Annotated in this window: 26 protein-coding genes; 18 read left to right on the top strand and 8 right to left on the bottom strand. The window is 69.0% G+C overall.

Features of this window, described 5'->3' with window-relative positions:
* From VMR06_RS18160 to VMR06_RS18140, 5 genes are all read left to right on the top strand, one after another.
* A partial coding sequence (locus VMR06_RS18160; RefSeq protein WP_325379028.1) for an RHS repeat-associated core domain-containing protein occupies positions 1–736 on the top strand: 736 nt, incomplete at its 5' end.
* The gene (locus VMR06_RS18155) at positions 733–1,209 is read left to right on the top strand and encodes a tetratricopeptide repeat protein (RefSeq protein ID WP_325379026.1); all 477 of its coding nucleotides are present in this window, start codon (positions 733–735) and stop codon (positions 1,207–1,209) included. The genes VMR06_RS18160 and VMR06_RS18155, both read left to right, overlap by 4 nt.
* A gap of 67 nt (positions 1,210–1,276) precedes the next feature.
* Positions 1,277–1,537: a hypothetical protein gene (locus VMR06_RS18150; protein WP_325379024.1), complete on the top strand. Its 261-nt coding sequence runs from the start codon at positions 1,277–1,279 to the stop codon at positions 1,535–1,537.
* A 115-nt stretch (positions 1,538–1,652) separates the two neighbouring features.
* The gene (locus tag VMR06_RS18145; RefSeq protein WP_325379022.1) at positions 1,653–1,850 is read left to right on the top strand and encodes a hypothetical protein; all 198 of its coding nucleotides are present in this window, start codon (positions 1,653–1,655) and stop codon (positions 1,848–1,850) included.
* Positions 1,851–1,971: 121 nt separating this feature from the next.
* On the top strand, positions 1,972–2,373 hold the full coding sequence (locus tag VMR06_RS18140) for a hypothetical protein (RefSeq protein WP_325379020.1): 402 nt from the start codon (positions 1,972–1,974) through the stop codon (positions 2,371–2,373).
* Positions 2,374–2,757: 384 nt separating this feature from the next.
* Here the strand turns inward: VMR06_RS18140 and VMR06_RS18135 are convergent, their stop codons facing one another.
* Entirely contained in the window at positions 2,758–3,252 is a 495-nt protein-coding gene (locus VMR06_RS18135) for an acyl-CoA thioesterase (protein ID WP_325379018.1), read from the bottom strand.
* A gap of 234 nt (positions 3,253–3,486) precedes the next feature.
* On the opposite strand from VMR06_RS18135, the gene wrbA reads away from it, so the two are divergent.
* Entirely contained in the window at positions 3,487–4,086 is a 600-nt protein-coding gene (gene wrbA, locus VMR06_RS18130; protein WP_325379016.1) for an NAD(P)H:quinone oxidoreductase, read from the top strand.
* A 58-nt stretch (positions 4,087–4,144) separates the two neighbouring features.
* On the opposite strand, the gene VMR06_RS18125 is transcribed toward wrbA, so the two are convergent.
* The 3 genes from VMR06_RS18125 to VMR06_RS18115 are packed head-to-tail and all read right to left on the bottom strand — an operon-like array spanning position 4,145 to position 8,024.
* Positions 4,145–4,912, bottom strand: a complete 768-nt coding sequence (locus tag VMR06_RS18125) for an SDR family NAD(P)-dependent oxidoreductase (protein ID WP_325379014.1) — start codon at positions 4,910–4,912, stop codon at positions 4,145–4,147.
* Positions 4,909–6,237: an FAD-binding oxidoreductase gene (locus VMR06_RS18120; RefSeq protein ID WP_325379011.1), complete on the bottom strand. Its 1,329-nt coding sequence runs from the start codon at positions 6,235–6,237 to the stop codon at positions 4,909–4,911. Before VMR06_RS18120 ends, VMR06_RS18125 begins: the two co-directional genes overlap by 4 nt.
* Positions 6,234–8,024: a monovalent cation:proton antiporter-2 (CPA2) family protein gene (locus VMR06_RS18115; RefSeq protein ID WP_325379009.1), complete on the bottom strand. Its 1,791-nt coding sequence runs from the start codon at positions 8,022–8,024 to the stop codon at positions 6,234–6,236. Before VMR06_RS18115 ends, VMR06_RS18120 begins: the two co-directional genes overlap by 4 nt.
* A 353-nt stretch (positions 8,025–8,377) precedes the next feature.
* Here VMR06_RS18115 and VMR06_RS18110 point away from each other — a divergent pair, with 353 nt between their 5' ends.
* Positions 8,378–8,851 carry a hypothetical protein gene (locus VMR06_RS18110; protein WP_325379007.1) on the top strand — a complete coding sequence of 158 codons (474 nt, stop codon included), beginning with the start codon at positions 8,378–8,380 and terminating at the stop codon, positions 8,849–8,851.
* Here the strand turns inward: VMR06_RS18110 and VMR06_RS18105 are convergent.
* Together VMR06_RS18105 and VMR06_RS18100 are read right to left on the bottom strand one after the other, a co-directional pair.
* On the bottom strand, positions 8,779–11,019 hold the full coding sequence (locus VMR06_RS18105) for a hypothetical protein (RefSeq protein WP_325379005.1): 2,241 nt from the start codon (positions 11,017–11,019) through the stop codon (positions 8,779–8,781). The genes VMR06_RS18110 and VMR06_RS18105 overlap by 73 nt on opposite strands.
* A 226-nt stretch (positions 11,020–11,245) precedes the next feature.
* Positions 11,246–12,730: a RimK family protein gene (locus tag VMR06_RS18100; RefSeq protein ID WP_325379003.1), complete on the bottom strand. Its 1,485-nt coding sequence runs from the start codon at positions 12,728–12,730 to the stop codon at positions 11,246–11,248.
* Positions 12,731–12,947: 217 nt separating this feature from the next.
* Between VMR06_RS18100 and VMR06_RS18095 the strand changes: the two genes are divergently transcribed.
* Entirely contained in the window at positions 12,948–13,421 is a 474-nt protein-coding gene (locus VMR06_RS18095) for a GNAT family N-acetyltransferase (protein WP_325379001.1), read from the top strand.
* Between the two features lie 13 nt (positions 13,422–13,434).
* Here the strand turns inward: VMR06_RS18095 and VMR06_RS18090 are convergent, their stop codons facing one another.
* On the bottom strand, positions 13,435–14,112 hold the full coding sequence (locus VMR06_RS18090; protein ID WP_325378999.1) for a hypothetical protein: 678 nt from the start codon (positions 14,110–14,112) through the stop codon (positions 13,435–13,437).
* 107 nt (positions 14,113–14,219) lie between these two features.
* Between VMR06_RS18090 and lptM the strand changes: the two genes are divergently transcribed.
* The 4 genes from lptM to VMR06_RS18070 all read left to right on the top strand — a co-directional run bounded on the left by lptM (position 14,220) and on the right by VMR06_RS18070 (position 16,901).
* Positions 14,220–14,342, top strand: a complete 123-nt coding sequence (gene lptM / locus VMR06_RS18085; protein WP_325378997.1) for an LPS translocon maturation chaperone LptM — start codon at positions 14,220–14,222, stop codon at positions 14,340–14,342.
* Between the two features lie 59 nt (positions 14,343–14,401).
* Positions 14,402–15,211: a diaminopimelate epimerase gene (dapF, locus tag VMR06_RS18080; RefSeq protein WP_325379034.1), complete on the top strand. Its 810-nt coding sequence runs from the start codon at positions 14,402–14,404 to the stop codon at positions 15,209–15,211.
* Between the two features lie 102 nt (positions 15,212–15,313).
* Entirely contained in the window at positions 15,314–16,000 is a 687-nt protein-coding gene (locus VMR06_RS18075) for a DUF484 family protein (RefSeq protein ID WP_325378995.1), read from the top strand.
* A 1-nt stretch (position 16,001) separates the two neighbouring features.
* Complete coding sequence (locus tag VMR06_RS18070) at positions 16,002–16,901, top strand: tyrosine recombinase XerC (RefSeq protein WP_325378993.1); 900 nt, start codon at positions 16,002–16,004, stop codon at positions 16,899–16,901.
* 479 nt (positions 16,902–17,380) lie between these two features.
* Here the strand turns inward: VMR06_RS18070 and VMR06_RS18065 are convergent, their stop codons facing one another.
* Positions 17,381–17,821, bottom strand: a complete 441-nt coding sequence (locus tag VMR06_RS18065) for a hypothetical protein (RefSeq protein WP_325378991.1) — start codon at positions 17,819–17,821, stop codon at positions 17,381–17,383.
* 153 nt (positions 17,822–17,974) lie between these two features.
* On the opposite strand from VMR06_RS18065, the gene hslV reads away from it, so the two are divergent.
* The 6 genes from hslV (at position 17,975) to VMR06_RS18035 (ending at position 24,483) form a co-directional block, all read left to right on the top strand.
* Positions 17,975–18,508: an ATP-dependent protease subunit HslV gene (gene hslV, locus VMR06_RS18060; protein WP_325378989.1), complete on the top strand. Its 534-nt coding sequence runs from the start codon at positions 17,975–17,977 to the stop codon at positions 18,506–18,508.
* 61 nt (positions 18,509–18,569) lie between these two features.
* Positions 18,570–19,907, top strand: coding sequence for an ATP-dependent protease ATPase subunit HslU (gene hslU, locus VMR06_RS18055; protein WP_325378987.1), 1,338 nt, complete (start codon positions 18,570–18,572; stop codon positions 19,905–19,907).
* Positions 19,908–20,180: 273 nt separating this feature from the next.
* Positions 20,181–20,723, top strand: coding sequence for a hypothetical protein (locus tag VMR06_RS18050; protein ID WP_325378985.1), 543 nt, complete (start codon positions 20,181–20,183; stop codon positions 20,721–20,723).
* A gap of 18 nt (positions 20,724–20,741) precedes the next feature.
* A complete protein-coding gene (locus VMR06_RS18045) occupies positions 20,742–22,445 on the top strand; it encodes a hypothetical protein (protein ID WP_325378983.1) in 1,704 nt (567 codons plus the stop codon).
* Positions 22,442–22,945 carry a Rab family GTPase gene (locus tag VMR06_RS18040; RefSeq protein ID WP_325378981.1) on the top strand — a complete coding sequence of 168 codons (504 nt, stop codon included), beginning with the start codon at positions 22,442–22,444 and terminating at the stop codon, positions 22,943–22,945. The genes VMR06_RS18045 and VMR06_RS18040 overlap by 4 nt, the downstream gene beginning before the upstream one ends.
* On the top strand, positions 22,942–24,483 hold the full coding sequence (locus VMR06_RS18035) for a hybrid sensor histidine kinase/response regulator (protein ID WP_325378979.1): 1,542 nt from the start codon (positions 22,942–22,944) through the stop codon (positions 24,481–24,483). Before VMR06_RS18040 ends, VMR06_RS18035 begins: the two co-directional genes overlap by 4 nt.
* The last annotated feature ends 6 nt before the right edge of the window (positions 24,484–24,489 follow it).

Genomic DNA, 24,489 nt, shown 5'->3' with positions numbered 1-24,489 from the left:
CCACCTCGGCAGTCTGCTGGCGCGGACGAACCCCGCTGGAAGTCTGGTCGAGGGCGCGCCGGTCTGGGAGCCGTGGGGCGCGCCGACGGGCATCGGCAGCAGCGGGCGCGGATTGCGCTATGCGGGCCATTACACGGATTTCGCGACCGGTCTGAGCTACATGCAGCAGCGCTACTACGATCCGTATGCAGGGAGATTCCTGGCGGTCGATCCGGTCGCGGCTAGTCCGGGGAGCTTCAATCGGTATTGGTATGCCAACAACAATCCTTACAAATATACGGATCCGGATGGACGCTTGGCATCATTGAAAGATCACCCGTCCTTGCGCGATTCAGTTACGACTATCATCATTAAAGTGGACGGGAATGACCCTAATGAAAAGGATTCGAGCTCCGGCTCTAATAGTGTTGAACTGATTAATCAAAATTCCAGAATTGGAAAAGAAGGTGGGTCTGACGATTTTAGTTCGGGTTCCTCGACTGAAAATGTTATGGTCGCTGGAAAGAAATACAAGGCTCCGCCAAATCCGAATAAGAAACCGCCGCCTCCACATCGCGTTCCAAGTGGAGATAGGGAACGGAATGTCAAGCATCCGAAGGGAGAGGAGCATTCGATAAAGCCAAAAGGTGGTTTGCGGTTCCGCACTCCACTGCTTGTTTGTCCTCTTTGCGAAATAATGCTACATCAGCAGGAATTAATTAGAGAAATGGAGGAGGGGTTGCCCAAAGACGCATGACTACATTCGATCATTTGTATAAATTGAGTTCAAAAGGGCACCACAGAGAAGTGCTGGATATCCTTATTTCTCCAAGTGGAAGGGTGCGCCGGCCGTATTCTTTGGATCTCAATCATGCTTGGTATGTGGCAGGAGACGAGCTCTATAGTCTTGGTGATATAAAAAGAGCGATGATGGCTTTCAAAAAAGCCTTGGCTCATTCAAGGGGTGATGTAGCAGCCATGATGGCTATAGCTAACTGTTATTCCGATCTTGGCAATCCAAGAATGGCAGCATTCTATTTGCTGAAGGGCTTGTCTGTAGATAATAAAAATAGCGATCTCAAGTACAATCTAGGGAATGCTTATTTTGATCTTGGAGAGTACGAAAAAGCTATCGCTGAATACAGTCAAGTCGAAGGCGGCAGAGCCGCCAGGTTGGCGCGCAAAAATGCAAAGAGGGCCGTCCAAAAAATGAAAGATCGAGGGGTGTGATGTGGTCCGTCGAGTGAGATTTGTTCATGATATTTCGCCATATTATTAATCAGGGAAGTTCATCTGGGTGGGATGTATCAAAGTATTTAAAGTGCCGAGATGTTTCTTTGAGGAATTTGCCGCCGGATCTCCGCAGCATGGTTTCGGACGAACGGCGCGTAAGCGCATCGAACAGGCATTCGGCTGGGTCAAGACGATCGGCGATCTGCGCAAGCTGCCGGTGGTTGGTCTGGCAACGGTGCGGGCCTGGGCGACGTGGAACTTCGCGGCATACAACCTGATCCGGATCGGCGGAATTGGAGGATGGTGGAATCCGTCGCCGACCTGAGCGTCCGGCGATAGCCGACGACGGCCCCGAGCAATCGATCGAAGCCGGCTATCACGCAAGGGGCGGATCGGCGAATCTCAACAGCCTGCTAGGCGCTAGACGCCTGGCGCGCAGCATGACCTACGACGCGCGCGACCGGCTGCTGACGACGACCTACGGCTACAATGGCCGCGTGGTGACCTACGGCTACGACGTGCTGGACAACCTGCGCACGACGAGCGAGACGCTGAGCGGCCGCAATCACCGCCACGAGTACGGGACGGACGGCCGTTCTCCTAAAAATATATACAAAGGATGGTTGAGTGATGAATAAATATTTGCTCCTGAGTATATCGCTACTCGCGTGTATGCCAGCGCATGCCAAGGACTATTCGACATATCCGTGCAATGTTTTCGCCTCTCGCTTTTGCTTTCGTACAGCAATGGATGTGGGCATGGAAATGTCAGTTCCCGCCGATTACACCATTTACAAATTGATCCACCAAGAAGAGACTTTTGCGACATTCTATGTGGGAAATCATCCAGAGGAAATGACCGAGAGAGGAGAGCTAAAGAAGTTCAAAAGTGGGTCTTTGGCAGCCTCTTTCTCTAGGACTAAACAAGGGCGCGGAGAGCTAATTTGGGAATTCGATTTCCTATTCAATGGCAAAGATGATATGCCTTTTGCTCACTTGAAAATTGCTTCCACTCCGGCGCATGAAGAGGCATTATTCTCACTCTTATCAAGTATTAGGCCGTGCACTCCTCTGAATGAGGGAGGGCAATTGTGTGAGATAAATAAGGAATGGTCGATGTATATGATTGATTTTGTGCAGAATTCGCTTGGTAGACGCTAGGTGTGCTCAACCCAAAAGTCAGTCGCGTTCTCCATAAATCATAGATCGACGAGGCATCTAGTTCAGGGTTTAGCAGCCGGGATGTGCTCATGCGTGTCGGTCAGGATCGCGTGCCAAGGGAACATCCGATACGCAACTTGCTGCTGACAGAGGGTTTTGAGGGGAAATAGACGCACTGCTGGGTTCGCATTATCGAGGGCGCCAAGGGGCGTCTGTCTAGCTGAGGCGCCGCTGCTTGCCTGCGTTGCAGCCTTAGGCGTAACGCTGGCCCCCTCCCTAGTTGTGCGCGGAGCACGCAACCTGCGTTTAGGCTTCCGCTTCGACAACGCTCTACAACGGCTACAACCGCTTGGCTTCTGATAACTAGCCCGACAGACTAAGTGCCTACTTAGGCGTTGCCGCTGCCATCCTGATCGCCTGGCTGCGCCGTTCCATCTCCTGGCGCAGGTCGCGGCGCAGCTGTGCGGCTTCGAAGCGCTGGCGCTCTTCTGCATCGCGCGGCACCAGGGCCGGCACCTCGACCGGCACGCCGGCATCGTCGACGGCGACCATCGTGAAATAGCAGCTGTTGGCATGACGCACCAGCTGCTTGCGGATGTCCTCGGCGACGACCTTGATGCCGATTTCCATCGAGGTGCGGCCGGTGAAGTTGACCGCGGCGTAGAACGTCACCAGCTCGCCGACGTGGATCGGCTGGCGGAAGATCACCTGGTCGACCGAGAGCGTGACGACGTAGCGGCCGGCATAGCGGCTGGCGCAGGCGTAGGCGACCTGGTCGAGATACTTGAGGATCGTGCCGCCGTGGACGTTGCCGGTGAAGTTGGCCATGTCCGGCGTCATCAGGATCGTCATCGACAGGCGGTGCGGAAGATCGTCCATCGGCGGCTCGGTCGGGGCGGTGCGGCGATTGTAGACGCAGCCCCCCGGACCGCGATCGCATGACATGACGCAGCGCCAACGCGCACGAATGCATGCGAGTGTTTTCGCTGCGTGAACAGTCTTATGCGTGGCCCCGCCTAGGCGCGCCGCACCGGCGCGCCTAGGCTGCACGACATCGCCGCTCCGCACGTCAGCGGGCGGGCCCGGTCACTTCCCCGCTACGGAGACGGCTTCATGAGCAAGGTTCTGGTGCTGTACTACTCGGCCTACGGCCATATCGAACAGATGGCCGAGGCGGTTGCCGCCGGCGCGCGCGAGACCGGCGCCACGGTCGACATCAAGCGCGTGCCGGAACTGGTGCCCGAGGACGTCGCGCGCGCATCGCATTACAAGCTCGACCAGCGCGCGCCGATCGCGAAGATCGAGGACCTGGCCGAGTACGACGCGATCATCGTCGGTGTCGGCACGCGCTTCGGCCGCATGGCCTCGCAGATGGCGAATTTCCTCGACCAGGCCGGCGGCCTGTGGGCGCGCGGCGCGCTCAACGGCAAGGTCGGCGGCGCGTTCACGTCGACCGCGACCCAGCACGGCGGCCAGGAAGTCACGCTGTTCTCGATCCTGACCAATCTGATGCATTTCGGTCTGATCACGGTCGGTCTGCCGTACAGCTACCAGGCGCAGATGACGCTGACCGAGGTCGCCGGCGGCTCGCCGTACGGCGCGACCACGATCGCCGGCGGCGACGGTTCGCGCCAGCCCAGTCCGATCGAACTGGATGGCGCACGCTTCCAGGGCCGTCACATCGCCGAGATCGCCAACAAGCTGTTCGGCTGAGCGGCTCCGGCGACAGGCCGGCCCGGGCTTCCTCGGGCGGCGCCGCGCGGCGGCACCGTCAATCCTTCATGCGCCGGAACACGAACCACGGCAGGCTGCGCACGATCAGTGCGACCAGCGCCCACCAGCCGGGCCGATAGTACGTGCCGTTGCGGCGTGCGAGTCCGGCCACGACGTCGCGTGCGATCGCGTCCGGCTCGGCCGCCGGCAGCGGCAGGCGCAGGCCATGCGTGAGATTGCTGCGCAGGAAGCCGAGCTGATACAGCTGTACGCGCAGCGCGCCGTCGGCGTGACGATGGCGCAGGCTCTGCGCGAATGAGACCAGACCCCGCTTGGCGGCGGCGTAGACGATGTTGCGGCCGCGGCCGCGCTCGGCGGCGACGCTGCCGAACAGTACGAGCGTGCCGTGGCGTTCGAGCAGCGCCGGCAGCAATGCATGGGCGATCGCCAGCGGCGCGTGCAGATTGATTGCGAGCAGCTGGCCGATCGCGGCGCTGTCGAGCGTGCCGTCGTCGTCGTGGCGCGACCAGCCGGCCGGAATCAGCACGCTGCCCAGTGGCGGCAGTCCGTCGAGCGCGGCGCCGATCGCGGCGCCCGGATCGGCACTGCGCGCCAGGTCCAGCGCAAGGCTGCGCGCCGGCACGCCGTGGCGCAGCTGCAGGTCGGCCGCCAGCGCGTCGACGTCGCGGCGATCGGAGGCCACCAGCAGCACGGCATGGCCGCGCCGCGCGAGCTCGGTCGCGAGCGCGCGGCCGAGGCCGCTGGACGCGCCGACGACGACGGCCGTGTCCGCGGCTGCGGTCGCGAGCGGGTTGGCGGTGCTCATAGGCCGATTCTCCGCGTCAGTTCCGAGCGCACGTGACCGTCGGGATCCCAGCGCCGCAGCCGTTCGCGCGTGGCTTCGAAGCCGGGCAGGGCGCGGCGCACGGCGGCGGCGTCGAGCGTGGAATCCTTGATCAGGTTGGGCCGGCCGCCGTGAGCGAGCGCGAGCTCGGTCAGCGCGTCGAGGAACGCGCGCTGCGCGGCGTCGGCCGGTGCCGGCAGGTGCAGCGCGAGGGCGATGCCGTGGCCGTCGAACGAGAGACCGTCGGGCTCGCCGGCGAACAGCTTGCTCGAGATCAGGCTGATCCGCGGCCGCATCCGCGCGACGGTCTCCTCGAGGCCGGCCGCGAACGCGGCGAAGCGCGTATGCGGCACCAGCCACTGCGCCTCGACGAAGCCGGCGCTGCCGAAGCCGGCGAAGTACGGCCTGGCGGCGTTGAGCGGAAACAGCGTGTCGGCCAGCGTCACCGCGCTCTGGCCGGGACGGCACCAGCGGCGGCGGATCATGCCGTTGGCCAGCGCGATGCCGAGCCGGTTCCAGGTCGGGATCCGCGACGGCGCGATCGCGATCGGCAGATCGGGCAGCCGGCTCGGCGGTGCCGCTGTGGCGTCGCCGGTGTCCAGACCGATGCGGATCACGCCGCGGCCGAACGCACCGGGACGGCCGTCGTGCCAGCCGTACAGCAGCGGCACGTTGAGCGCGTCGCGCAGCACTTGGGCGGCTTCGGCGAGCGACTCGACCGGGATGCGCCGCACCACCAGGGTCGCCGGCGCGCGCGCCAGCCGCAGCGTCGCCGAGACGATCGTGCCGGTCAGGCCGAAGCCGGCGCAGGTGTCGGCGAACAGGTCGCCGCCGTGGTCGGGGGAGACGGTGACGCCGCCGCCGTCGCGCCACAGCTCCAGCGCGGCGACCTGGGCGCGAAACGTGCCGTCGCGCGCCGGGTTCTTGCCGTGCACGTCGGCGGCGATGCAGCCGCCGATCGTCGCGGCCGGATGGCCGGGCGCGACCGGCAGATACCAGCCGTGCGCGAGCGCGAAGCGCTCGACGTCGCCGATGCGCGCGCCGGCCTCCACGCGCAGCAGGCCGCGCTCGCCGTCGAACGCGAGCAGGCGGTCGAACGCGGCCATGTCCTGGGTGATCGCATCGACGCCGAAACTGGCGGCCACGTACGACACGCCCGAGCCGCGCGCGATGCGCGGCGCGTCGGCCGGCAACGCGTCGAGCAGCCGGTAGCGGTCCGGGCGCTGCACGCGGCAGCGCATCGAGAACTGACGGTCGAACGAGGTCAGGGCCTGTTCGCCGACCGCGAAACCGCGGCTTTCCTTCATGAAGTCTCCTTGCTGCTGTCGGCCTCGAACAGACGCTCGAGGTCCTCGCGGGCTTCGCGTGCGGTCTGCATCACGGCCGCTTCGTCGTCGTAGACCAGGTGCTGGGCGCGCAGCAGGTTCTCGTCGTGCTCGCGGAACAGCGCGATGCGCCGCTCGGCCTGCTCCGCGGGCATGCCGAGCGAGGCGAGCACGTCGCGCGACAGCACCAGGCTGGAATGGAAGGTCTCGCGCACCACCTCGACGCCGAGGTCCATCAGGCGGAACACGTGCTGGCGGTTGCGCGCACGCGCGAACACGCGCACGTGCGGATACATGCGCTTGACCAGGCGCGCGGTGCGGATGTTGGCCTCCGGGTCGTCGGTGGTGACGACGAAGATCTCGGCCTTGTCGATCTGCACCGCACGCAGCAGATCGGCGCGGGTCGGGTCGCCGTAGAAGATCGGCGATCCGAACCGCCGCGAGAACTCGACCTGCTCGATCGAGTGCTCGATCGCCGTGAACGGAATCTGGTTGGCACGCAGCACGCGCGCGACGATCTGGCCGACGCGGCCGAAGCCGGCGATCACGACGCGCGGCTGCGGCACGTCGAGCGGCTCGAACGCCGGCTGTCGCGGCGCGTCCTCGCCGTCGATCCAGCGCCCGCGCGCCGACACCAGCAGCGGCGTCAAGGCCATCGACAGCGTGACCACGACGATCAGCAGATCGCGCTGGGCCGCCGTGATCAGGCCGTTGGCGGCCTCCAGCGTGAAAACCACGAACGCGAACTCGCCGCCCTGGCACAGCACCGCAGCGAGCGCGGCGGCCTGGGTATTGCCGAGCCCGCCCGGCCAGCGCGCCAGGCCGAACAGCAGCGCCGCCTTGACGACGATCAGGATCGCCAGCAGCGCGAACACGGTACCCGGCTGGCCGGTCACGACCTGCAGGTCGGCCGACATGCCGACGCTGATGAAGAACAGGCCGAGCAGCAGGCCCTTGAACGGATCGATCTGCGCTTCGATCTCGTGGCGGTACTCCGAGTCGGCCAGCAGCACGCCGGCCAGGAACGCGCCGAGCGACATCGACATGCCGGCCGCGTCCATGATCCAGGCGGTCCCCATCACGACCAGCAGCGCGCTGGCCGTGAACACCTCGGGGATGCGCGTAGCCGCAGTCGCGCGGAACAGCGGCCGCAGCAGATAGCGGCCGCCGACGACGACGGCGCCGATCACCAGCACGATGCGCGCGACGTCGAGGACGTCATCGACCAGGCCGCTGCCGGGCGCGATCTTCTTGGCCGCCAGCACCGGGATCAGGGCCAGGATCGGGATCGCCGCGACGTCCTGGAACAGCAGCATCGAGAAGCCGAGGCGGCCGTGCTCGCTGTTGAGCTCCTTGCGCTCGGCCAGGACCTGCAACGCGATCGCGGTGGACGAGAGCGCGAGACCGAGGCCGACGATCAGCGCCGGCTTCCAGCGCAGGCCGAAGGCCACCGCGATCGCGCCGAGCGCGAGGGCGGTCAGCAGCAGCTGCAGGCTGCCCATGCCGAACACCTGGCGGCGCATCACCCACAGCCGCTGCGGCGAGAGCTCCAGACCGATCACGAACAGCATCAGCACGATGCCGAGCTCGGAAATCTCCGCGATCGTGTCGTTCTCGCCGAGCAGACCCAGACCGTCCGGCCCGACCAGCACGCCGGCGGCCAGATAGCCGACGACCGCGCCGAGCCGCCAGCGCCGTGCCAGCGGCACGGCGATCACCGCGACCAGCAGCAGGACGACGGCGTATTGCAGGAACGGATGGGACGGCACGCGGGCTCCAGCGGTGGCTCCGGCTCCTGACGCCACCGGTGCTCGGAACGGCGCGGGCGCTCGACTTCAAGGGGCGTCGGAACGGGCGTGTCCAGCCGCCTGTCCGATCGAGCGGCACGGGCGCAGCCTGTGCCTCCCTCGCGACCGCGGTCGGCGATCGGCGCCCGTCCCTGGGATCCGCAGCACGGGCTGCTGTGTCGCAGGCCACGAAATCGGCCGCCGCGCGCATCGGGCCGCGATTATTGCATGGGGGTCGGTTGGCTTCCGGACAGAATCCTGAACGATCGTGACATTTCTCAGGCGCTGAGACGCGGCCGACTCAGGCTGGACGCCCACGCTGGAGGGCTCCCGTCATGCTGCTTGCACCGTTGTCGCTACCGCCGGCCGTCGTGCCGGTCCGTTCCAGGTCGGCCATTGCGGCCATCGCTTCGCCCCGGCGTCGCGCGCCTTCGCGCACGATCAGGCCGCCGCTGCCGGAGGCGCCGCCGGCCGGCACCGAGGCCGGCCGGAGGCGCCGCCTGCTGCTATGGGCGCTGGCCGGTCTCCTGATCGTGATGCTGGTGCCGGCCGCCCGGCCCGGGCCGCTGCTCGGCTGGTCGCTGCCGTTCTGGCTGGTGCTGGCGCCGGCGATCAACCTGGCCTGGCTGGCCCGGCGCCGCTGGCTGGCGGCACTCGGTACGGGGTTTCGCGCGGTGCGCCTGCGCCGGCCGGCGGCGCGCCGCATCGCGCGGCGCGGATCCGCGCAGCCGCCCGGTCAGCGCTCGGCGACGCGCAGCAGGCGCGCGCGCTCGGCGGCGTCCAGTCCGGACAGGTCGAGCAATTCGTAGCGGCGGTCGACGATGCGCTGCACGCCCGGCGCCTGCGCCAGGTCCGCCGCTGCACTGGCGAGGGCGGCCGGCACGCTGGGTGGTTCGCGGTCGATGTCAGGGCGCGGCACGATCAGGTAGTCGATGCCGTGCGTCGCGATAAACCGCCGCAAATCGTCGCCGCTGCGGGTGTGGTCTGGGCGTGAGTAACTGATCGTCTCGACGTCCTCGAACCGGGCCGGCAGCCAGTTCTTCGCATTCGCCTCGACCGCGCCGGTGACGCGTGGCACGCCGTCCGCCTCTCGCAGATGGCGGCCGATCCGGGTCAGGCCAGCCCATTCGAGCTCGTCGGCGCGGCGGCGGCGCATGTCGCGCCAGCGGGTGTCGAATTTCAGATCGAGTGCGCGCGTGCCGGGCGTCCAGGCGCCGCTGACGAAGCTGTAGCCGGCCTGGAACAACGCGAAGGCCGGCAGGCAGGCGAGCGCCACCGCGAACGCGCGCGGCATGGTTGCAAGTCGGCCGAACGCGGCGCCGCCGGCGAGGATGATCGCCGGCAGCAGGGCGTAGAGGAAGTAATTGCCGTCGCCGCCGCGCACCAGGTAGCGGTTGCCTGTCGCGAGGACCAGGCCGATCGCGATCAGCGCGAGCAGGGGCCAGGGACGCTGCGTCACCGCCGCCACGCGGCGCCGGCCGAGCGCCGCCGCGGCCAGCGCCAGCAGGGCCAGCCAGAGCCAGACGTTGCCGGTCCACGACACCACGATATGCGGCAGGCGCTGCGGCCGCAGCAGCCAATCCAGCACCAATGGCGGTATCTCGCGCCAGTCCTGGACCTGGGTCCAGCTCAGCGTGCCGGCCGGCTCGCGCACCTCGAAGCCGAGGGCCAGCCAGAGCTTGAACAGCGGGTCGGGACCGATCGTCGGCAGGCCGGTCAGCCACCAGGTGCGTGCCAGCACGAATGCGGCGGCGGTAAGCGCAAGAGCGAGGATCGCGCTGGCCAACCGGGCATCGACGCCCCGTTCGGGTGCGAGGCGCGGTACCGGCTGGCGTGGCCGCAGCGCCGCCGCCAGCGTCACCAGCACCAATACGCCGGCAAACGGAATCGCGGCGATCTTGGCCGAGCAGGCCAGGGCCACGGTCGCGGCCATCAGTGCCAGCGCCGGCCAGCGCCGCGTGCGCAGCCAGTCGATGCCGAACAGCGCGGCCAGCAGCACCAGCAGCGTGGCGAACACGTCCGGCTTGGCTTCGAAAGAGAAATTGGCCAGCGCCGGCAGCGTCGCGATAACCGCCAGCAGCGGTGGTTGCGCGCGCTCGGGCACCGCGGCGGCGCGCATCAGCAGCCGGCAGGTCAGCAGCAGCAACACCAGCAGCAGGACGCCCATTCCGCCGACCACGCTGCTCGATCCCAGGCCGCTCAATGGCAGCAGGAACGCTTCGTAGATCTTCGGGAAGTAGTACACCGGCGAAACCAGGCCGAGCGGCTCGAAAAGCGAGTCGCCGGGCGCCAGCACGAATTCCCCGCGCAGGCCGTACCAGAGCGAGTCGTAGCCGATCGCGTAGCGGCTGCGGACAAACAGCGATATCAGCCAGGCCAGCAACACGGCCCCCCAGAAGCGGCCCGCGGCAGGCTGGTCGCGCAGACGCTGCCACAGGTAGACCGACAGCGGACGCTGGCCGCCGTACAGGGCCGGGATCGCCAGCAGCAGCGTCAGCCAGCGCAGTGCATTGATCGAGCCCAGGTTCAGCGCCGAGACGGTCCAGGCGGCGACGCTCCAGAGCGCGAAGCCGGCGAGGAAGGCCAGCAGATAGTCGGCCGATTCGGTGGCCGCGGGAAGCCGCAGCAGCCGGCGCAGCGCCATGCCCAGGCCGATGACGATCTCGAACTGGATCAGGTCCAGCGCCAGCGGGATGTCGCTGCCATGCCGGCGCAGGACGAGCAGCGTCGGCAGCGCGACCAGTGTCAGCAGTGCCCAGCGCCGGTTGACGAGGAAGCCGGCGACGATCGACGCAGCGAGCCCGCCCGCCTCGAGTGCGCCCTGCCAGGACGAGGGGTGGCTGATGTGCCAGAGGAACGGGCCACCGCCCCAGGTCAGCTGCCAGCCGGTGATGCCGATGAAGGCTGCGGTGGCGGCGATCGCCAGCACGGTCAGCAGCAGGGAGACACGGGACTGCGCGGCGTCGGTCGTCAGCATCGATGCATCCTGCGTCTCGTGCGCATTCGGGAGAGCCGTGAAGTCTAGAGCACGCGTCAAGGCATGCAATCGACTGGCCGGCTGCATCGCGCCGCCAGGGCCGTGTCATCGGGACGACGCGCCCAGCATTCGGCCGCGCCGCTGGCGCCGGCGCCGCTTCGGCGCGGCGTCGTTCGGCACCACCGTGAGCCCGTCTAAAGACCGCCTGCCGGCGGCCACTACGGCGTCAGGCGCGCACGCCGAGCCGCTTGCGCTCCATGCGGCGCAGGAACTCGCTCATGATGCGCCGGTACAGATCGTCGCCGAGATAGGCGTCCTCGACGCCGGCGTCGATCGACGGATTGTCGTTGACCTCGATCAGCGCGAGCCGGTCGCCGGCCTTCTTGATGTCCACGCCGTAGAGCCCGTCGCCGATCGGCGCGGTGGCCTTGAGCGCGAGCTTGACGACGTCGGCCGGCGCCTCGCGGATCGGCAGGGTCTGGAAGCCGCCGGACTTGGCAGTGCCCTTGGCGGCGTGGTTGTAGATCTGCCAGTGGCCGCGCGACATGAAGTACTTGCAGGCGTACAGCGGCTCGCGGTTGAGCACGCCGATGCGCCAGTCGAACTCGGTGAACATGAATTCCTGCGCGAGCACCAGCGCGGTGTGCTGGAACAGCGACTCGGCCGCCTCGCGCAGGCCGCCCGGCGTCTCGACCTTGACGATGCCGCGCGAGAACGAGCCGTCCGGAATCTTCAGCACCAGCGGAAACTCCATGCGCGTGGCCAGCTCGTCCAGGCGCTTGGACTCGTCGCGGTAGAGGATCTCGGTGCGCGGGATCGGCAGCTTGCGCGACAGCATCAGGTCGTGCAGGTAGATCTTGTTGGTGCACTTGAGGATCGAGCCCGGATCGTCGATGACGACCATGTCCTCCTTCTCCGCCTTGTTCGCGAAGCGGTAGGTGTGGTTGTCGAGCGCGGTGGTCTCGCGGATGAACAGGCCGTCGTATTCGGCCAGGCGCTGGTAGTCGTTGCGGCCGATCGTGTCGACCTCGATGCCGAGCTCGCTGCCGGCCTCGATGAAATGCTTGAGCGCGCGCTTGTTCGACGGCGGCATCGCCTCGGCCGGATCGACCAGCATCGCCAGGTCGAAGCGGAACTTGCGCCGCGCGCGCGGCTTGCGCCAGAGCTTGCGCGAGAACTTGTCGAGCGACTGCGCGAAGGCGTCTTCCTGCTCGTCGGACAGGGTGTGCAGGCCGGTCGGCTTGATCGCGCTGATCTGCCAGACCCGCTCGCGCTCGAACTCGATGCGCAGAATCGGGCACGGAAACGTCTCGAACAGCTGGCGCGCGAGGTCCTCCAGTGCCGGATACGAGGTCTCGCCGAAATAGACCAGGATGCCGAAATCGGTGGTGTCGCGGCCGCCGGCCGGCAGGAACTTGCCGAGCTTGGCGTTCAAGTCCTCGATGTCCAGGCCGTACAGCGAGCGCCGGCGCAGATCGTTGATCGTGCGCACCGACGGGATCACCTTGTGGCCGCGCGCCTCGGCCAGCAGCGAGACGTAGTAGCCGGTGCCCAGATACTTGTAGCTGCGGCACAGGTTGATGACCTGGGTGCGCTCGTCCTCGTCGCTGAGCGGCTGCTTGAGGTAGTCCTGCGCGGAGACCACGTTGTCGGACGGGTAGTACGAGCCCCAGTCGGAGGCTTTTTCGACGACGATCAGAAGCCGGCTCATGCGTGGGAAGGCCTTGTGGCCGGTCGCTCGGGCGGCTGCGCGGACAGGGGGAAGACGACGGGTTTCGGAGCGGCGGCGAAGTCTGACACAAGCCGGCAGCGCGCGGGAGCCGTAGGGCGAGGCCTCGTTCAGTCGGCAGGCGGCAGCCGTCGCGAACCGGTTGCGTCGGCACGACGCTGCGCCTAGTCTGCGCGCGGTCTTCGCAGCTGTTCCGCCGATGCCCCTCGTGTCCTTGCGTGTCCGCCGTGCCGTCAACGGCGATCTGCCGGCCCTGATCGACCTGGAGAACGCCAGCTTCGCCAGCGACCGGATCAGCCCGCGCCAGTGGCGCTGGCATCTGGAGAGCGACAGCGCGCGCGTGCTGGTCGCGCTGCACGAGCGGCGCCTGCTCGGCGCCTGTGTCGTGTTCTTCCGCAAGGGCAGCGATCTGGCGCGCCTGTACTCGATGGCGGTGGCCGAGCACGCTCGCGGACGTCGCGTCGGCGAACAGCTGCTCGAGGCGGCCGAGCAGGCGGCCTTGCGCAGCGGCTGCCGCCGGCTGCGGCTGGAGGTGCGTGCCGGCAACCTGGCCGCGCAGCGGCTCTACGAGCGCAACGGCTACCGCCGGCTGGCCGCGCTGCCGGGCTACTACGAGGACGGCGAGGACGGCTGGCGCTACGAGAAGGCGCTGTCGCGCACGCCGACCGCCTGAGCGGCGCGGCGCATCACCAGCCGGCCTGACCGAGGCGCATGCGTGTGGTCTCGTCGGCGGGCCGCGCGATCAGGCCGCCGGCCGGCGCCAGCGTCACCAGGAAGCGGCCGCCGTCGACCATCGGCAGGTAGGCGGCGCTGCCGAAGTCGGCGTCGAGCCACGGCAGCCACGCCGGATGGCGCTGCTTGAGCCCCCACAGATCGAGCGGATTGTCGCCGCCGAGATCGATCAGCGACGGCGGCTGCAGGCGCGCCTGCGCGGCGTCGCGGTAGCGGCCGCTCAGGCGGTCCAGCCGGTACAGCGGCGGTGCGCCGAGCATGACCGCGGTACCCTGCCACTTGATCACGCGTGCGTCGAGCTGCCACTGGTCGCCGGCGAGCTCGGCCGTGCGTGCGCTGCCGTCGGGCAGCTCCAGGCGCACGCTGTAGCGCTGGGTGCCGAGCGCTCGCGTGACCACGTGCGCGACCACCGCCTCCTCGCTCAGGCGGTGATAGCCGAGCAGCGCCAGGCCGGCCACGCCGACGACCGCACCGAGGCCGGCGAACACCGCGCTCCAGAAGCCGCGCATGCAGGCACCGACGCGCCGGCGCTGGCGCCAGCGCCGACGTGCCGCGACGGCCTGTCCGAGGCCGGCGACGAGGCAACCGGCGGCCAGCACGAACAGCGCGACGATCAGCGGCATCAGCGACATCGGCGCAGCATACCCAGTGCCGGCACGTTTGGCAGCGCCGCCGGGCCGCCGGGCCGATCGGCCCGCCGCTATACTGCGCCGGTCCTCCCGCTCGCAAGGTCCGTTCCATGCGCAAGTCGCGCCTGCTCGTCCCGGTCTGGTTGGCGATCGTGCTGCTGGGTCTCGTCGCCTGCGGCAACAAGGGCGATCTGGTCCGTCCCGGTCAGACGCCGGCCGCGGCGACGCCGTGAACGCGGTGGCCGCCGCGCCGGCCGCGAGCGCCGTGCCGCGGTCGCTGGCGTTCACGAAGATGCACGGGATCGGCAACGATTTCGTCGTCGTCGACTGCCGCGCCACGCCGCTGCCGCTCGATGCGGCCGGCATCGCCCGGCTCGGCGATCGCCATCGCGGCGTCGGTTTCGACCAGCTGCTGACGATCGAGCCGGCCCGCGATCCGGACTGCGCGTTCGCGTACGGCATCTGGAACGGCGATGGCAGTCCGGCCTTGCAATGCGGCAACGGCGTGCGCTGCGTGGCCGCCTGGCTGCATCGCGCAGGTGCGCTGCCGCCGGGGCCGCTGCGCCTGCAGGGGCCGGCCGGCCCGGTCGCGGTCGAGCGGCTCGGCGACGGTCGCATCCGCGTCGACATGGGCGAGCCGCGCTTCGCGCCGGCGGCGATCCCGCTGGCGATGGCGGCCGAGTCCGATGTCTACGCGCTGAACCTCGACGGCACGCGCGTCGAGTTCGGCGCGGTGTCGATCGGCAATCCGCACGCGGTGATCGAGGTGGCCGACGCCGCCGCGGCGGCGGTCGCGACGATCGGCCCGCGTCTGGCGCGCGATGTGGCGTTCCCGCGCGATTGCAACGTCGGTTTCGCCGAGGTGCGCGGCCGCGACGCGATCGCGCTGCGCGTCTGGGAGCGCGGCGCCGGCGAGACGCTGGCCTGCGGCTCGGGCGCCTGCGCGGCCGTCGCCGTGCTGCACCGGCGCGGCCGCGTCGGCGCGGCCGTGCGCGTGTCGCTGCCGGGCGGCGACCTGGACATCGACTGGTCCGGCCCCGGCGCGACGCTGTGGATGACCGGGCCGGCCGCGTTCGTGTTCGACGGCGCGCTGGCGCTCTGATCGCCGCGGTGCGCGAGCCGGCCGACGTCGGGACACTCGCGATCGCGCTGCATCGCGGCCGCCCGCTTCGGTTACCCTGCCGCAAACGACGAGGAACACGCCATGTCTGAACTCAGCGTCAAGGACGGTCTGGCCGCGATGGAGGTCGCCAGCTATCTGCGCCGCCACCCGGAATTCCTGGCCGAGTTTCCCGACATCGCGCTGGCGCTGCGGCTGCCGCGCGAACACGGCGACGCGGCCTCGCTGGCGAGCTACCAGCTCGAGGTGCTGCGCGAGAAGAACCGCGATCTGAACCGCCGCCTGCACGAGCTGGTCGAGATCGCGCACGACAACGAGCAGCTGACCGTGCGCGTGCACATGCTGACGCTGTCGCTGATGCGCGCGACGACGCCGGCCGAGACCGTCAGCCACGTCGCGGCCAGCCTGACCGAGGACTTCCACTCCGAACACGTGCGTCTGGTGCTGTTCCGCGCCGCCCGCGACCTGCCGTCGGTCGAATGGCTGATCACCGAGCCGGGCGGCGCCGCCGCGATGCCGGCGTTCGCCGAGTTCTTCAAGCGCGCCGAGCCGCTGTGCGGCCGCCTGCAGCAGGACAAGCTCGACGCGCTGTTCGGCGAGCAGGCGCCGCAGATCGCCTCGGCGGCGCTGCTGCCGATCGGCGACGCCGGCCTGCTGGCGATCGGCTCGGCCGATCCGAACCGCTTCCATCCCGGGATGGGCACGATCTTCCTGAAGCTGATCGCCGAAGCGGTCGCCGTGTCGCTGGCACGGTTCCCGAAGACGCCGTGAGATGAGCGCGCCGCTGGCCCGACGCGTCGAGGGCTTCCTCGACTATCTGCGCGTCGAGCGCCGCTACGCGGCCGGCACGATCGACAACTACCGCGACGAGCTGGCCCGGCTGCAGGCGCGCATGGAAGCGGCCGGATCCAGCCGTTGGACCGACTGCGACACCGCGCTGATCCGCAGCCTGGTCGCCGCCGAGCACCGGCGCGGCCGCTCGCCGGGCAGCCTGCGCATCCTGGTGTCGGCCTGCCGCAGCTTTTTCCGCTACCTCGCGCGCGAGGGCGAGGTCGCGGTCAATCCGGCGATCGGCGTGCGCCTGCCGAAGTTCCGCCGCAAGCTGCCGCAGGTGCTCGACGCTGACGAGATGGGCGCGCTGGTGAGCGTGCCGCCCGATTCGCCGGAGGCCGTGCACGATCGCGCGATGCTGGAGCTGCTGTACTCGAGCGGCCTGCGCGTGGCCGAGCTGGTCTCGGTGCGCTGGCGCGACCTCGATTTCGCCGAGGCGCAGCTGACCGTGCTCGGCAAGGGCTCCAAGACGCGCATCGTGCCGGTCGGCCGTCATGCGCTGGAGGCCTTGCGCGCCCTGCATGCGCAGGAGACGCCGGCGCACGAGGCGACGATCTTCCGCGGCCGCGGCGGCCGGCCGCTGTCGACCGATGCCGCGCGCGCCCGCGTGCGCCGCCGCGCCAAGGAGCAGGGCATCTGGAAGCGCGTCTATCCGCATCTGCTGCGGCACTCGTGCGCGAGCCATCTGCTCGAATCCTCCGGCGACCTGCGCGCGGTGCAGGAGCTGCTCGGCCATGCTGACATCGGCACGACGCAGATCTACACGCACCTGGACTTCCAGCACCTGGCCAAGGTCTACGACGCGGCGCATCCGCGCGCGCGCCGGCGCGGGGGCGGTTGACGGGTGGGTTGCGGCAGTGCCGGGCGCCCGGCAGCTTTGGATTTCGCCTTCGACTTTGTTGCCTCGAGTCCAGGCATCAGTTGGAAGATCAAGATCGGAAGATCAAGGTCAAGAGCTTCCGCTCGCTCTGCGAGCGGGTGACTTTTTTGCGGACCGCCATCCCTGGCGTCCGCCCTCCGGGCCGTCGCTATCGCGACGTCAAGAATGTTCTCCCGGACATTCTTTCTTGGAAAAAGTCACCAAAACCGCCCGCGCCGACGCGGCTGCGCCGCGCCGGTGCCCTGCGCTTCTCGGTCGCCCAGGCACGCTGCCCCAACTCGCTGCGCTCAGACACGGGGCAGCTCTTCGGCCTGGCCGACCTCCGATGCTCGGCTCGCTTTAGGCGCACCAACAGCCAACAGCAAGAGCTAGCAGCAAGAGCTAGCAGCAAGAGCTAAGCCAGCAACGGCGGAACGGGGGGCGGGGATGCGTATCGCCAGTCAGTCGCGACAGTAGCCCTCGCCGATTGCGATCACCAGGCAGTCGCGCTTGCCGGCGAGCCACTTCATGCCGGTGGCGTCGCCGTCGCCGGCGCGGATCGTCGCCTCGCTTCCGTCGATGCCGTCGCGGTCGAAGCGAATCAGCTGACCATCGGTGCGTCCTTCATAGCGGCGCGCCTGGTCGAGATCGTGGATCGTGATCGTATAGCGGCCGGGGGCGTCGGTCCCCTCGATCCGCAGGAAGGTGCCCTCGGGACCGGTCCACTGGCCGATCCAGGCGTCGGTTGCGGTGGCGTCCGGCGTGGCCGTGGCAGCCGGTGCGGCCGGTACAGGGGTCGGCGGCGTCGACGCAGTGGACGAGGTCGCCGGCGGCGGCGCATCGCAGCCGGTCAGCACGCCGGCCGCGATGCAGGCCGCGAGCGTCACGAGTCGAAGAGGCATGAGGGGCTCCGGGGACTGAACGGACCTGCACGATAGGCCGCGGCGGCTGAACCGGCCGGGGTGGCCGCCGCATGCCGGCGCCGTAGCGCCGCGACTTGGAAAGCGCGGCGCGGCCCCCCACCTCCGCCGTTCCCCTTCGTCCCCGGATCGCAGATGGAATCCTTCCACGCCACCACCATCGTCTCGGTGCGCCGCAACGGCCGCGTCGTCATCGGCGGCGACGGCCAGGTCACGCTCGGCCACACCGTCATGAAGGCCAACGCCCGCAAGATCCGCCGGCTCGGCAAGGGCGACGTGCTGGCCGGCTTCGCCGGCGCCACCGCCGACGCCTTCACGCTGTTCGAGCTGTTCGAGCAGAAGCTCGAGCGTTTCGGCGGCAATCTGACCCGCGCCGCGGTCGAGCTGACCAAGGACTGGCGCACCGATCGCCGCCTGGGCCGCCTGGAGGCGATGCTGGCGGTCGCCGACAAGGACGTGTCGCTGCTGCTGTCGGGCAACGGCGACGTGGTCGAGCCCGAGCACGGCTTGATCGCGATCGGCTCCGGCGGCCCGTACGCGCAGGCCGCGGCGCGCGCCCTGCTCGAGAACACCGACCTGGACGCGCGTGCCGTCGTCGAGCAGGCGTTGAAGATTGCCGGCGACATCTGCATCTACACCAATCACAACGTGACGGTCGAGGAACTGTGATCGGGCCGCTGTACGCGCCGATCGCCGACCGTCCTCTCCCTTCGCTCACCACGCCGAGCCCATGTCCGAACTGACCCCCCGCGAAATCGTCAACGAACTGGACCGCTACATCATCGGTCAGCAGGCGGCCAAGCGCGCCGTCGCGATCGCGCTGCGCAACCGCTGGCGGCGCATGCAGCTCGACGCGCCGCTGCGCGACGAGGTCACGCCGAAGAACATCCTGATGATCGGCCCGACCGGCGTCGGCAAGACCGAGATCGCGCGGCGCCTGGCGAGCCTGGCCAACGCGCCGTTCATCAAGGTCGAGGCGACCAAGTTCACCGAGGTCGGCTACGTCGGCAAGGACGTCGAGCAGATCGTGCGCGACCTGGCCGATGCGGCGTTCAAGATGGCGCGCGAGCAGGCCAAGGCGCGCGTGCGTTCGCAGGCCGAGGACCGCGCCGAGGACCGCGTGCTCGACGCGCTGCTGCCGCGGCGCCAGGGCGTGGGCTTCGCGAACGAGCCGGCACAGGCCGACACGCGCGACGCCGACACGCGCCAGAAGCTGCGCAAGCAGCTGCGCGAAGGTGCGCTCGACGAGCGCGAGATCGAGATCGACGTCGCGCTCAACGTCGGCCTCGAGATCATGGCGCCGCCCGGCATGGAGGAGATGACCAACCAGCTGCGCGGCATGTTCTCGTCGCTGGCCGGCCAGCGCAGCCAGAAGCGCAAGCTGACCGTGCGCGCCGCGCTGCCGCTGCTGGTCGAGGAGGAAGCCGGCAAGCTCGTCAACGACGAGGAGATCAAGACGCAGGCGGTCACCAACTGCGAGCAGAACGGCATCGTCTTCATCGACGAGATCGACAAGGTCGCGCAGCGCGGCGAGTGGAGCGGCGCCGGCGTCTCGCGCGAAGGCGTGCAGCGCGACCTGCTGCCGCTGGTGGAAGGCTCCGCGGTGTCGACCAAGTACGGCATCGTGCGCACCGACCACATCCTGTTCATCGCCTCGGGCGCGTTCTCGCTGGCCAAGCCCTCGGACCTGATTCCCGAACTGCAGGGCCGCTTCCCGATCCGCGTCGAGCTCTCGGCGCTGACCGCCGAGGATTTCAGGCGCATCCTCGGCGAGCCGCATCACGCGCTGACCAAGCAGTACTCCGCGCTGCTGGCGACCGAGGGCGTCAGCGTCGAATTCGCCGACAGCGGCATCGCGCGGCTGGCCGAGACCGCGTTCGCGGTCAACGAGCGCACCGAGAACATCGGCGCGCGGCGCCTGCACACGGTGCTCGAGCGGCTGCTCGACGACATCTCGTTCGAGGCGGCCGACAAGAGCGGCCAGCGCTACGTGATCGACGCCGACTACGTCGATCGCCACCTCGCCGGCCTGGTCGAGGATCAGGACCTGTCGCGCTACATCCTCTGAGGGCGCCTTGCGCCGCCGGGCCGCGGAAATCGCGGCCTGGCGGATGAGGTGGCTCAATGGCCCGCCGACGCGCTACGATGGCGCCGCGCGCGGGCGGCCGGTCCTGCGCGCACCGGGTCCGTAGGACAAGGGGTGAACCGCATGGCCAGATCAGCGCGAAAGCGTGTACGCGAGCGGGATGCCACCCGCAGCGTCCTCCAGCCGGACGCCGCCGCCCGTACGCGGTCCGGCACGGAATCCACGGCGACCACCGGCCAGTCAGGGAATCGCGTCATGTCCGACATCAAGAATCCAGCCGAAGCCGACCGCAACGTCGATCAGATCCGCGACATCCTGTTCGGCGGGCAGATGCGCGACTACGAGCGCCGCTTCGTCGAGCTCGACCAGCGGCTCGCCACCGACCTGGCCCGCCTGCAGGACATGCAGAACGAGCAGCTCAAGCGCCTCGAGCGCCGCCTCGACGAGCAGTTCGAGAAGCTCGCCCAGCAGCTGCGCAAGGAAGTCCAGGACCGCACCAGCGCGGTGGACGACCTCGAGTCGCGCGTCCAGCAGGCCGCGCGGACCGCGCGCAGCGAGATCAACGCCGGCATCGACGCGCTCCAGCACGAGCTCGGCGCCACCGACGAACGGCTGCGCGCCGCGCTGGCCGAACTGGAAGCCGCGCTGGCGCGGCGCGCCGGCGAGCTCGACGCCGCGCTGGTGCGCAGCAGCGGCGACCTGCGCGCCGAAAAGGTCGGCCGCGAGGACCTCGCCGCGCTGATGACCGAGGTCGCGCTGCGGCTCAAGGGCCATTTCGACCTGCCGGTCGCCAAGTAAACCGCGCGCGGCACCGCCGTGAACGATCTGGATCGGCTGCGGCAGATCCTCCTCGAGGAGGATCGGCGTGCGCTGGCGGCGGCCGCGCAGCGCCTGGACGTGGCCGAATCGCGCCAGCACGGTCTTGCCGAGCGCCTGCCGCAGGCGCTCGAGGCGGTCCAGTCCGGCGCGCAGCGCGAGCGTTTCGCGCGCGCGATGGCCGCGCCGGTCGCCTCCGCGCTCGGCAACGCGGTGCGCGGCAACCGCCATCTGATCATCGACGCCCTGTTCCCGATCATCGGCCCGACCATCCGCAAGGCCGTCGGCGAGGCGATGCGCGGCCTGGTCGCCGACATCAACCAGGCGCTGGAGAGCAGCTTCACGCTGCGCGGCCTGGCCTGGCGCGTGGAGGCCTGGCGCAGCGGCGTGCCGTACGCCGAGGTCGTGCTCAAGCACACGCTGGCCTGGCAGGTCGATCATCTGTTCCTGATCGAGCGCGCCTCGGGCCTGGTGCTGCACCGCGCCTCGGCGCCGGAGCTGCCGGCGCTGGACGCCGATGCGATCGCCGGCATGCTGACCGCGATCGCCGACTTCGTCAGCGATTCGGTCGGCCGCGACGGCGGCGACACGCTCGAATCGGCGCGCGTCGGCGAGCACGTGCTGTGGCTGATCCAGGGCCCGCGCGCGAACCTGGCCTGCTTCATCCGCGGCGTGCCGGGCAGCGCGCTGTACGCGCGGCTGCAGGAACGGCTCGAGCGCATCCATGCGGCGATCGATGCCGACGGCGCGTCCGGCGAGCTGGTCGCCTCGGCCAGCGCCGAGGCGCTCGATCTGGCCGCGCTGACGCGCGACGCGGCCACTGCCGAACCGCGCCGCCGTACCGCCTGGTGGCCGCTGCTGCTGGTGATCCTGGCGGCGGTCACCGCGCTGGCCTGGCACCTGCTGCGCGACCGCAGCTGGGAGACGCGGATGGACGCGCTGCGCACCCATCTGGGCGCGCATCCGGGTTTCGTCCTGACCGGGCTGGACGATACGCGGCGGCCTGCCGTCGTCGTGCACGGCCTGCTCGATCCTGACGCCGCGCCGCTCGAGCCGCTGCTCGCCGCGATGCGCGCGGCCGGCGGCGCACCGCAGCTGGCCGTGCAGGGGTATCTGTCGGCCGACGACGCGATCGTGCTGCGCCGCGCGCGGCGGCTGCTGGCGCCGCCCGACTCGGTGCGGCTGACCGTCAGCGGCGGCGTGCTCGGACTCGAGGGCGTGGCGGGGAGCGACTGGCTGGACACGGCCCGCCTGCGCGCGCCGATGATCGCCGGCGTGCGCGAGGTGCGCCTGGAGGTCGCGCCTGCGGCGACTCCGGCCGATGTCGCGCGCGCCGAACTCGAGCAGCTGTCCCGCCAACTGCCTGAAATAAAAGGTGTGTTCGAGCGCGGCGTGGCGGCCGTGCCGGCCTCGGAGGCGTTCGTCGACGACCTCGCCGAGCGTCTGCGCGGCATCGAACAGCGTGCCGCGGTGGCCGGTGTCGAGGTCACCCTGGTCGCGGTCGGCTGCAATGACGCGACCGGCGCCGACCGCACCAACGCGGGCCTGCGCGAAGGGCGCGGCGCCTGGTTGCGCTCGGCGCTGATCGAGCGCGGCGTGCCGGCCGCCCTGATCCGCGTGGCGGGCGATACCGATCCGGATTTCCAGGATCGCCCACTGGAGCGCAGTGCGTACATCCACATGGCGCTATCGTCGCGCCCATGATTCGTGCCACTGCCCGCAAGATCTGCATGCTCGGCGACTTCGGGGTCGGCAAGACCAGCCTGGTCGCCCGCTACGTCCACGGCACGTTTTCCGAGAAGTACCTGACCACGGTCGGCGTCAAGGTCGACACCTGCGAGGTCGCGCGGCCGGACGGCACCGACTGCAAGCTGGTGGTCTGGGACATGGCCGGCCGCAACGGCGTGGACACGCTGGCCGCCAGCTATCTGCGCGGTGCCAGCGGCCTGCTGATGGTCGCCGACGGCACCCGCGCCGCGACGCTGCGCACCGCGCTGGATCTGCTGATGCAGGCGCGCGCCGTGGTGCCCGAGGCGGCCGCCGTGCTGATGCTCAACAAGCTGGACCTGATCGAGCATTGGGAGATCGAGCCCCTGACCGTGGCCGAGCTGCGCAACAGTCTGCCGGTGTTCGAGACCAGCGCGCTCAGCGGCGACGGCGTCGCCCGCGCGTTCGCGACACTGACCGCGGAACTGCCGGCGTGAGTGCGCTGCCGGCGCCGGTGCTGGCCCATCTGCAGCACACGGTGCTGGCGCGCCTGCATCCGACCGTCTTCAGCTACGCGTCCGACGGCCGCTTTCTCGGCTGCAGCGGCGAGCCGGCCGTGTTCGGCGCCGAGGCCGATCCGTCCGCCAGCGCGGACCTGCTGCGCGACCTGTTCATCGGCATGGACGAAGACCAGCCCTGCGAGCTGCCGTTCATCGTGCTGCCGGGCGGACGCAGCACGCATCTGCATCGCCTGCCGGACCGCGATGGCTTTCACATCCTGCTGCTCGATGCCGGCGCCGAGCACGCGCGCCAGCAGGCGCAGCAGCAGATCGCCAACGAGGAAACCCTGGCCGGACAGGAGAAGAGCAAGGCGATCGGCCTGCTCAAGCGGATCCGCTCGGACCTGGAGAGCGAGCGCGGCGAGCTGGAGGAGGCCAATGCGCTGAAGTCGGCCCTGATCTCGACGCTGAGCCACGAGTTCCGCACGCCGCTGACTTCGGTCTTCGGCTATCTGCACCTGCTCGAGCGCGTGATCGGCCGCGATCCCGATGCGGTACCGGCGCTGCGCGCGATCCAGCGCAATGCGACGTACCTGTTCACGCTGGCCGAGAACCTGCTCGAGTACGGCCGCGGCGACAGCGGTGCGGCGTTGCTGCATCCGGACGAGATCGACCTGATCGCGCTGGCGCGCGACGTGGAGGCGATGATCCGGCCGCTGGCCGACGACAAGCGGCTCGAGCTGATATTCGACATCCGCGTCCGCGAGGAGGACCGGCCGGTCTACGACGAATTGCGCGTGCGCCAGATCCTGGTCAACCTGCTGTCGAACGCGGCGCGCTACACCATCGCCGGGCGCATCGCGGTCGGTCTCGCGTTCGCCGACGGACAGCTGACGATCGACGTCGCCGATACCGGGCCGGGCATCCCGCCGGAGTATCGCGAACGGATCTTCGAGCCGTTCAATCGCGGCGGTCCGGGCGGACGCAAGGGCGCCGGGCTCGGCCTCTCGATCGTGCGCCGGCTGGTCCAGCAGATGGGCGGCCGGATCACGCTCGACTCGGCGCCCGGGCAGGGCAGTCGTTTCCGCGTCGAGCTGCCGCAGCAGGTCAGGACGACCGGCGCCGACGCGATCGCCGAGACGCCGGATCGGACTGAATTGTGGACGCGAGCGCGCACGGCGATCGTCGTCGACGACGATCCGGACGTCGCGCATCTGCTCGAATCGCTGCTGCTCGACCTCGGCTTCAAGGTCGAGATCCACGACAACGCCGTCGCCGGCGAGGCTGCCGCCCTGCGCGAACCACCCGACGTGCTGCTGGTGGACGTGCACCTGTCCGGCGCGTCCGGCAATGCGCTGGTGTTCCGGCTGCGCGCGCAGGGCTATCGCGGCGCGATCGTGACGGTATCGGCCAATGCCTCACGCGAGGCCCACGACGCCGCGCTGAAGGCCGGTGCGAGCACGTTCCTGACCAAGCCGATCGAACTGTCGCGCTTCATCCACACGATCCAGCGCGCGCTGCAGCGCGGCAGCTGAGCGGCA

The organism is Dokdonella sp., from assembly GCF_035511235.1.
Taxonomy (GTDB): Bacteria; Pseudomonadota; Gammaproteobacteria; order Xanthomonadales; family Rhodanobacteraceae; genus Dokdonella.
Note: the sequence above shows the minus strand (reverse complement) of the source record. Positions and strands in the feature narration are given on the sequence as shown.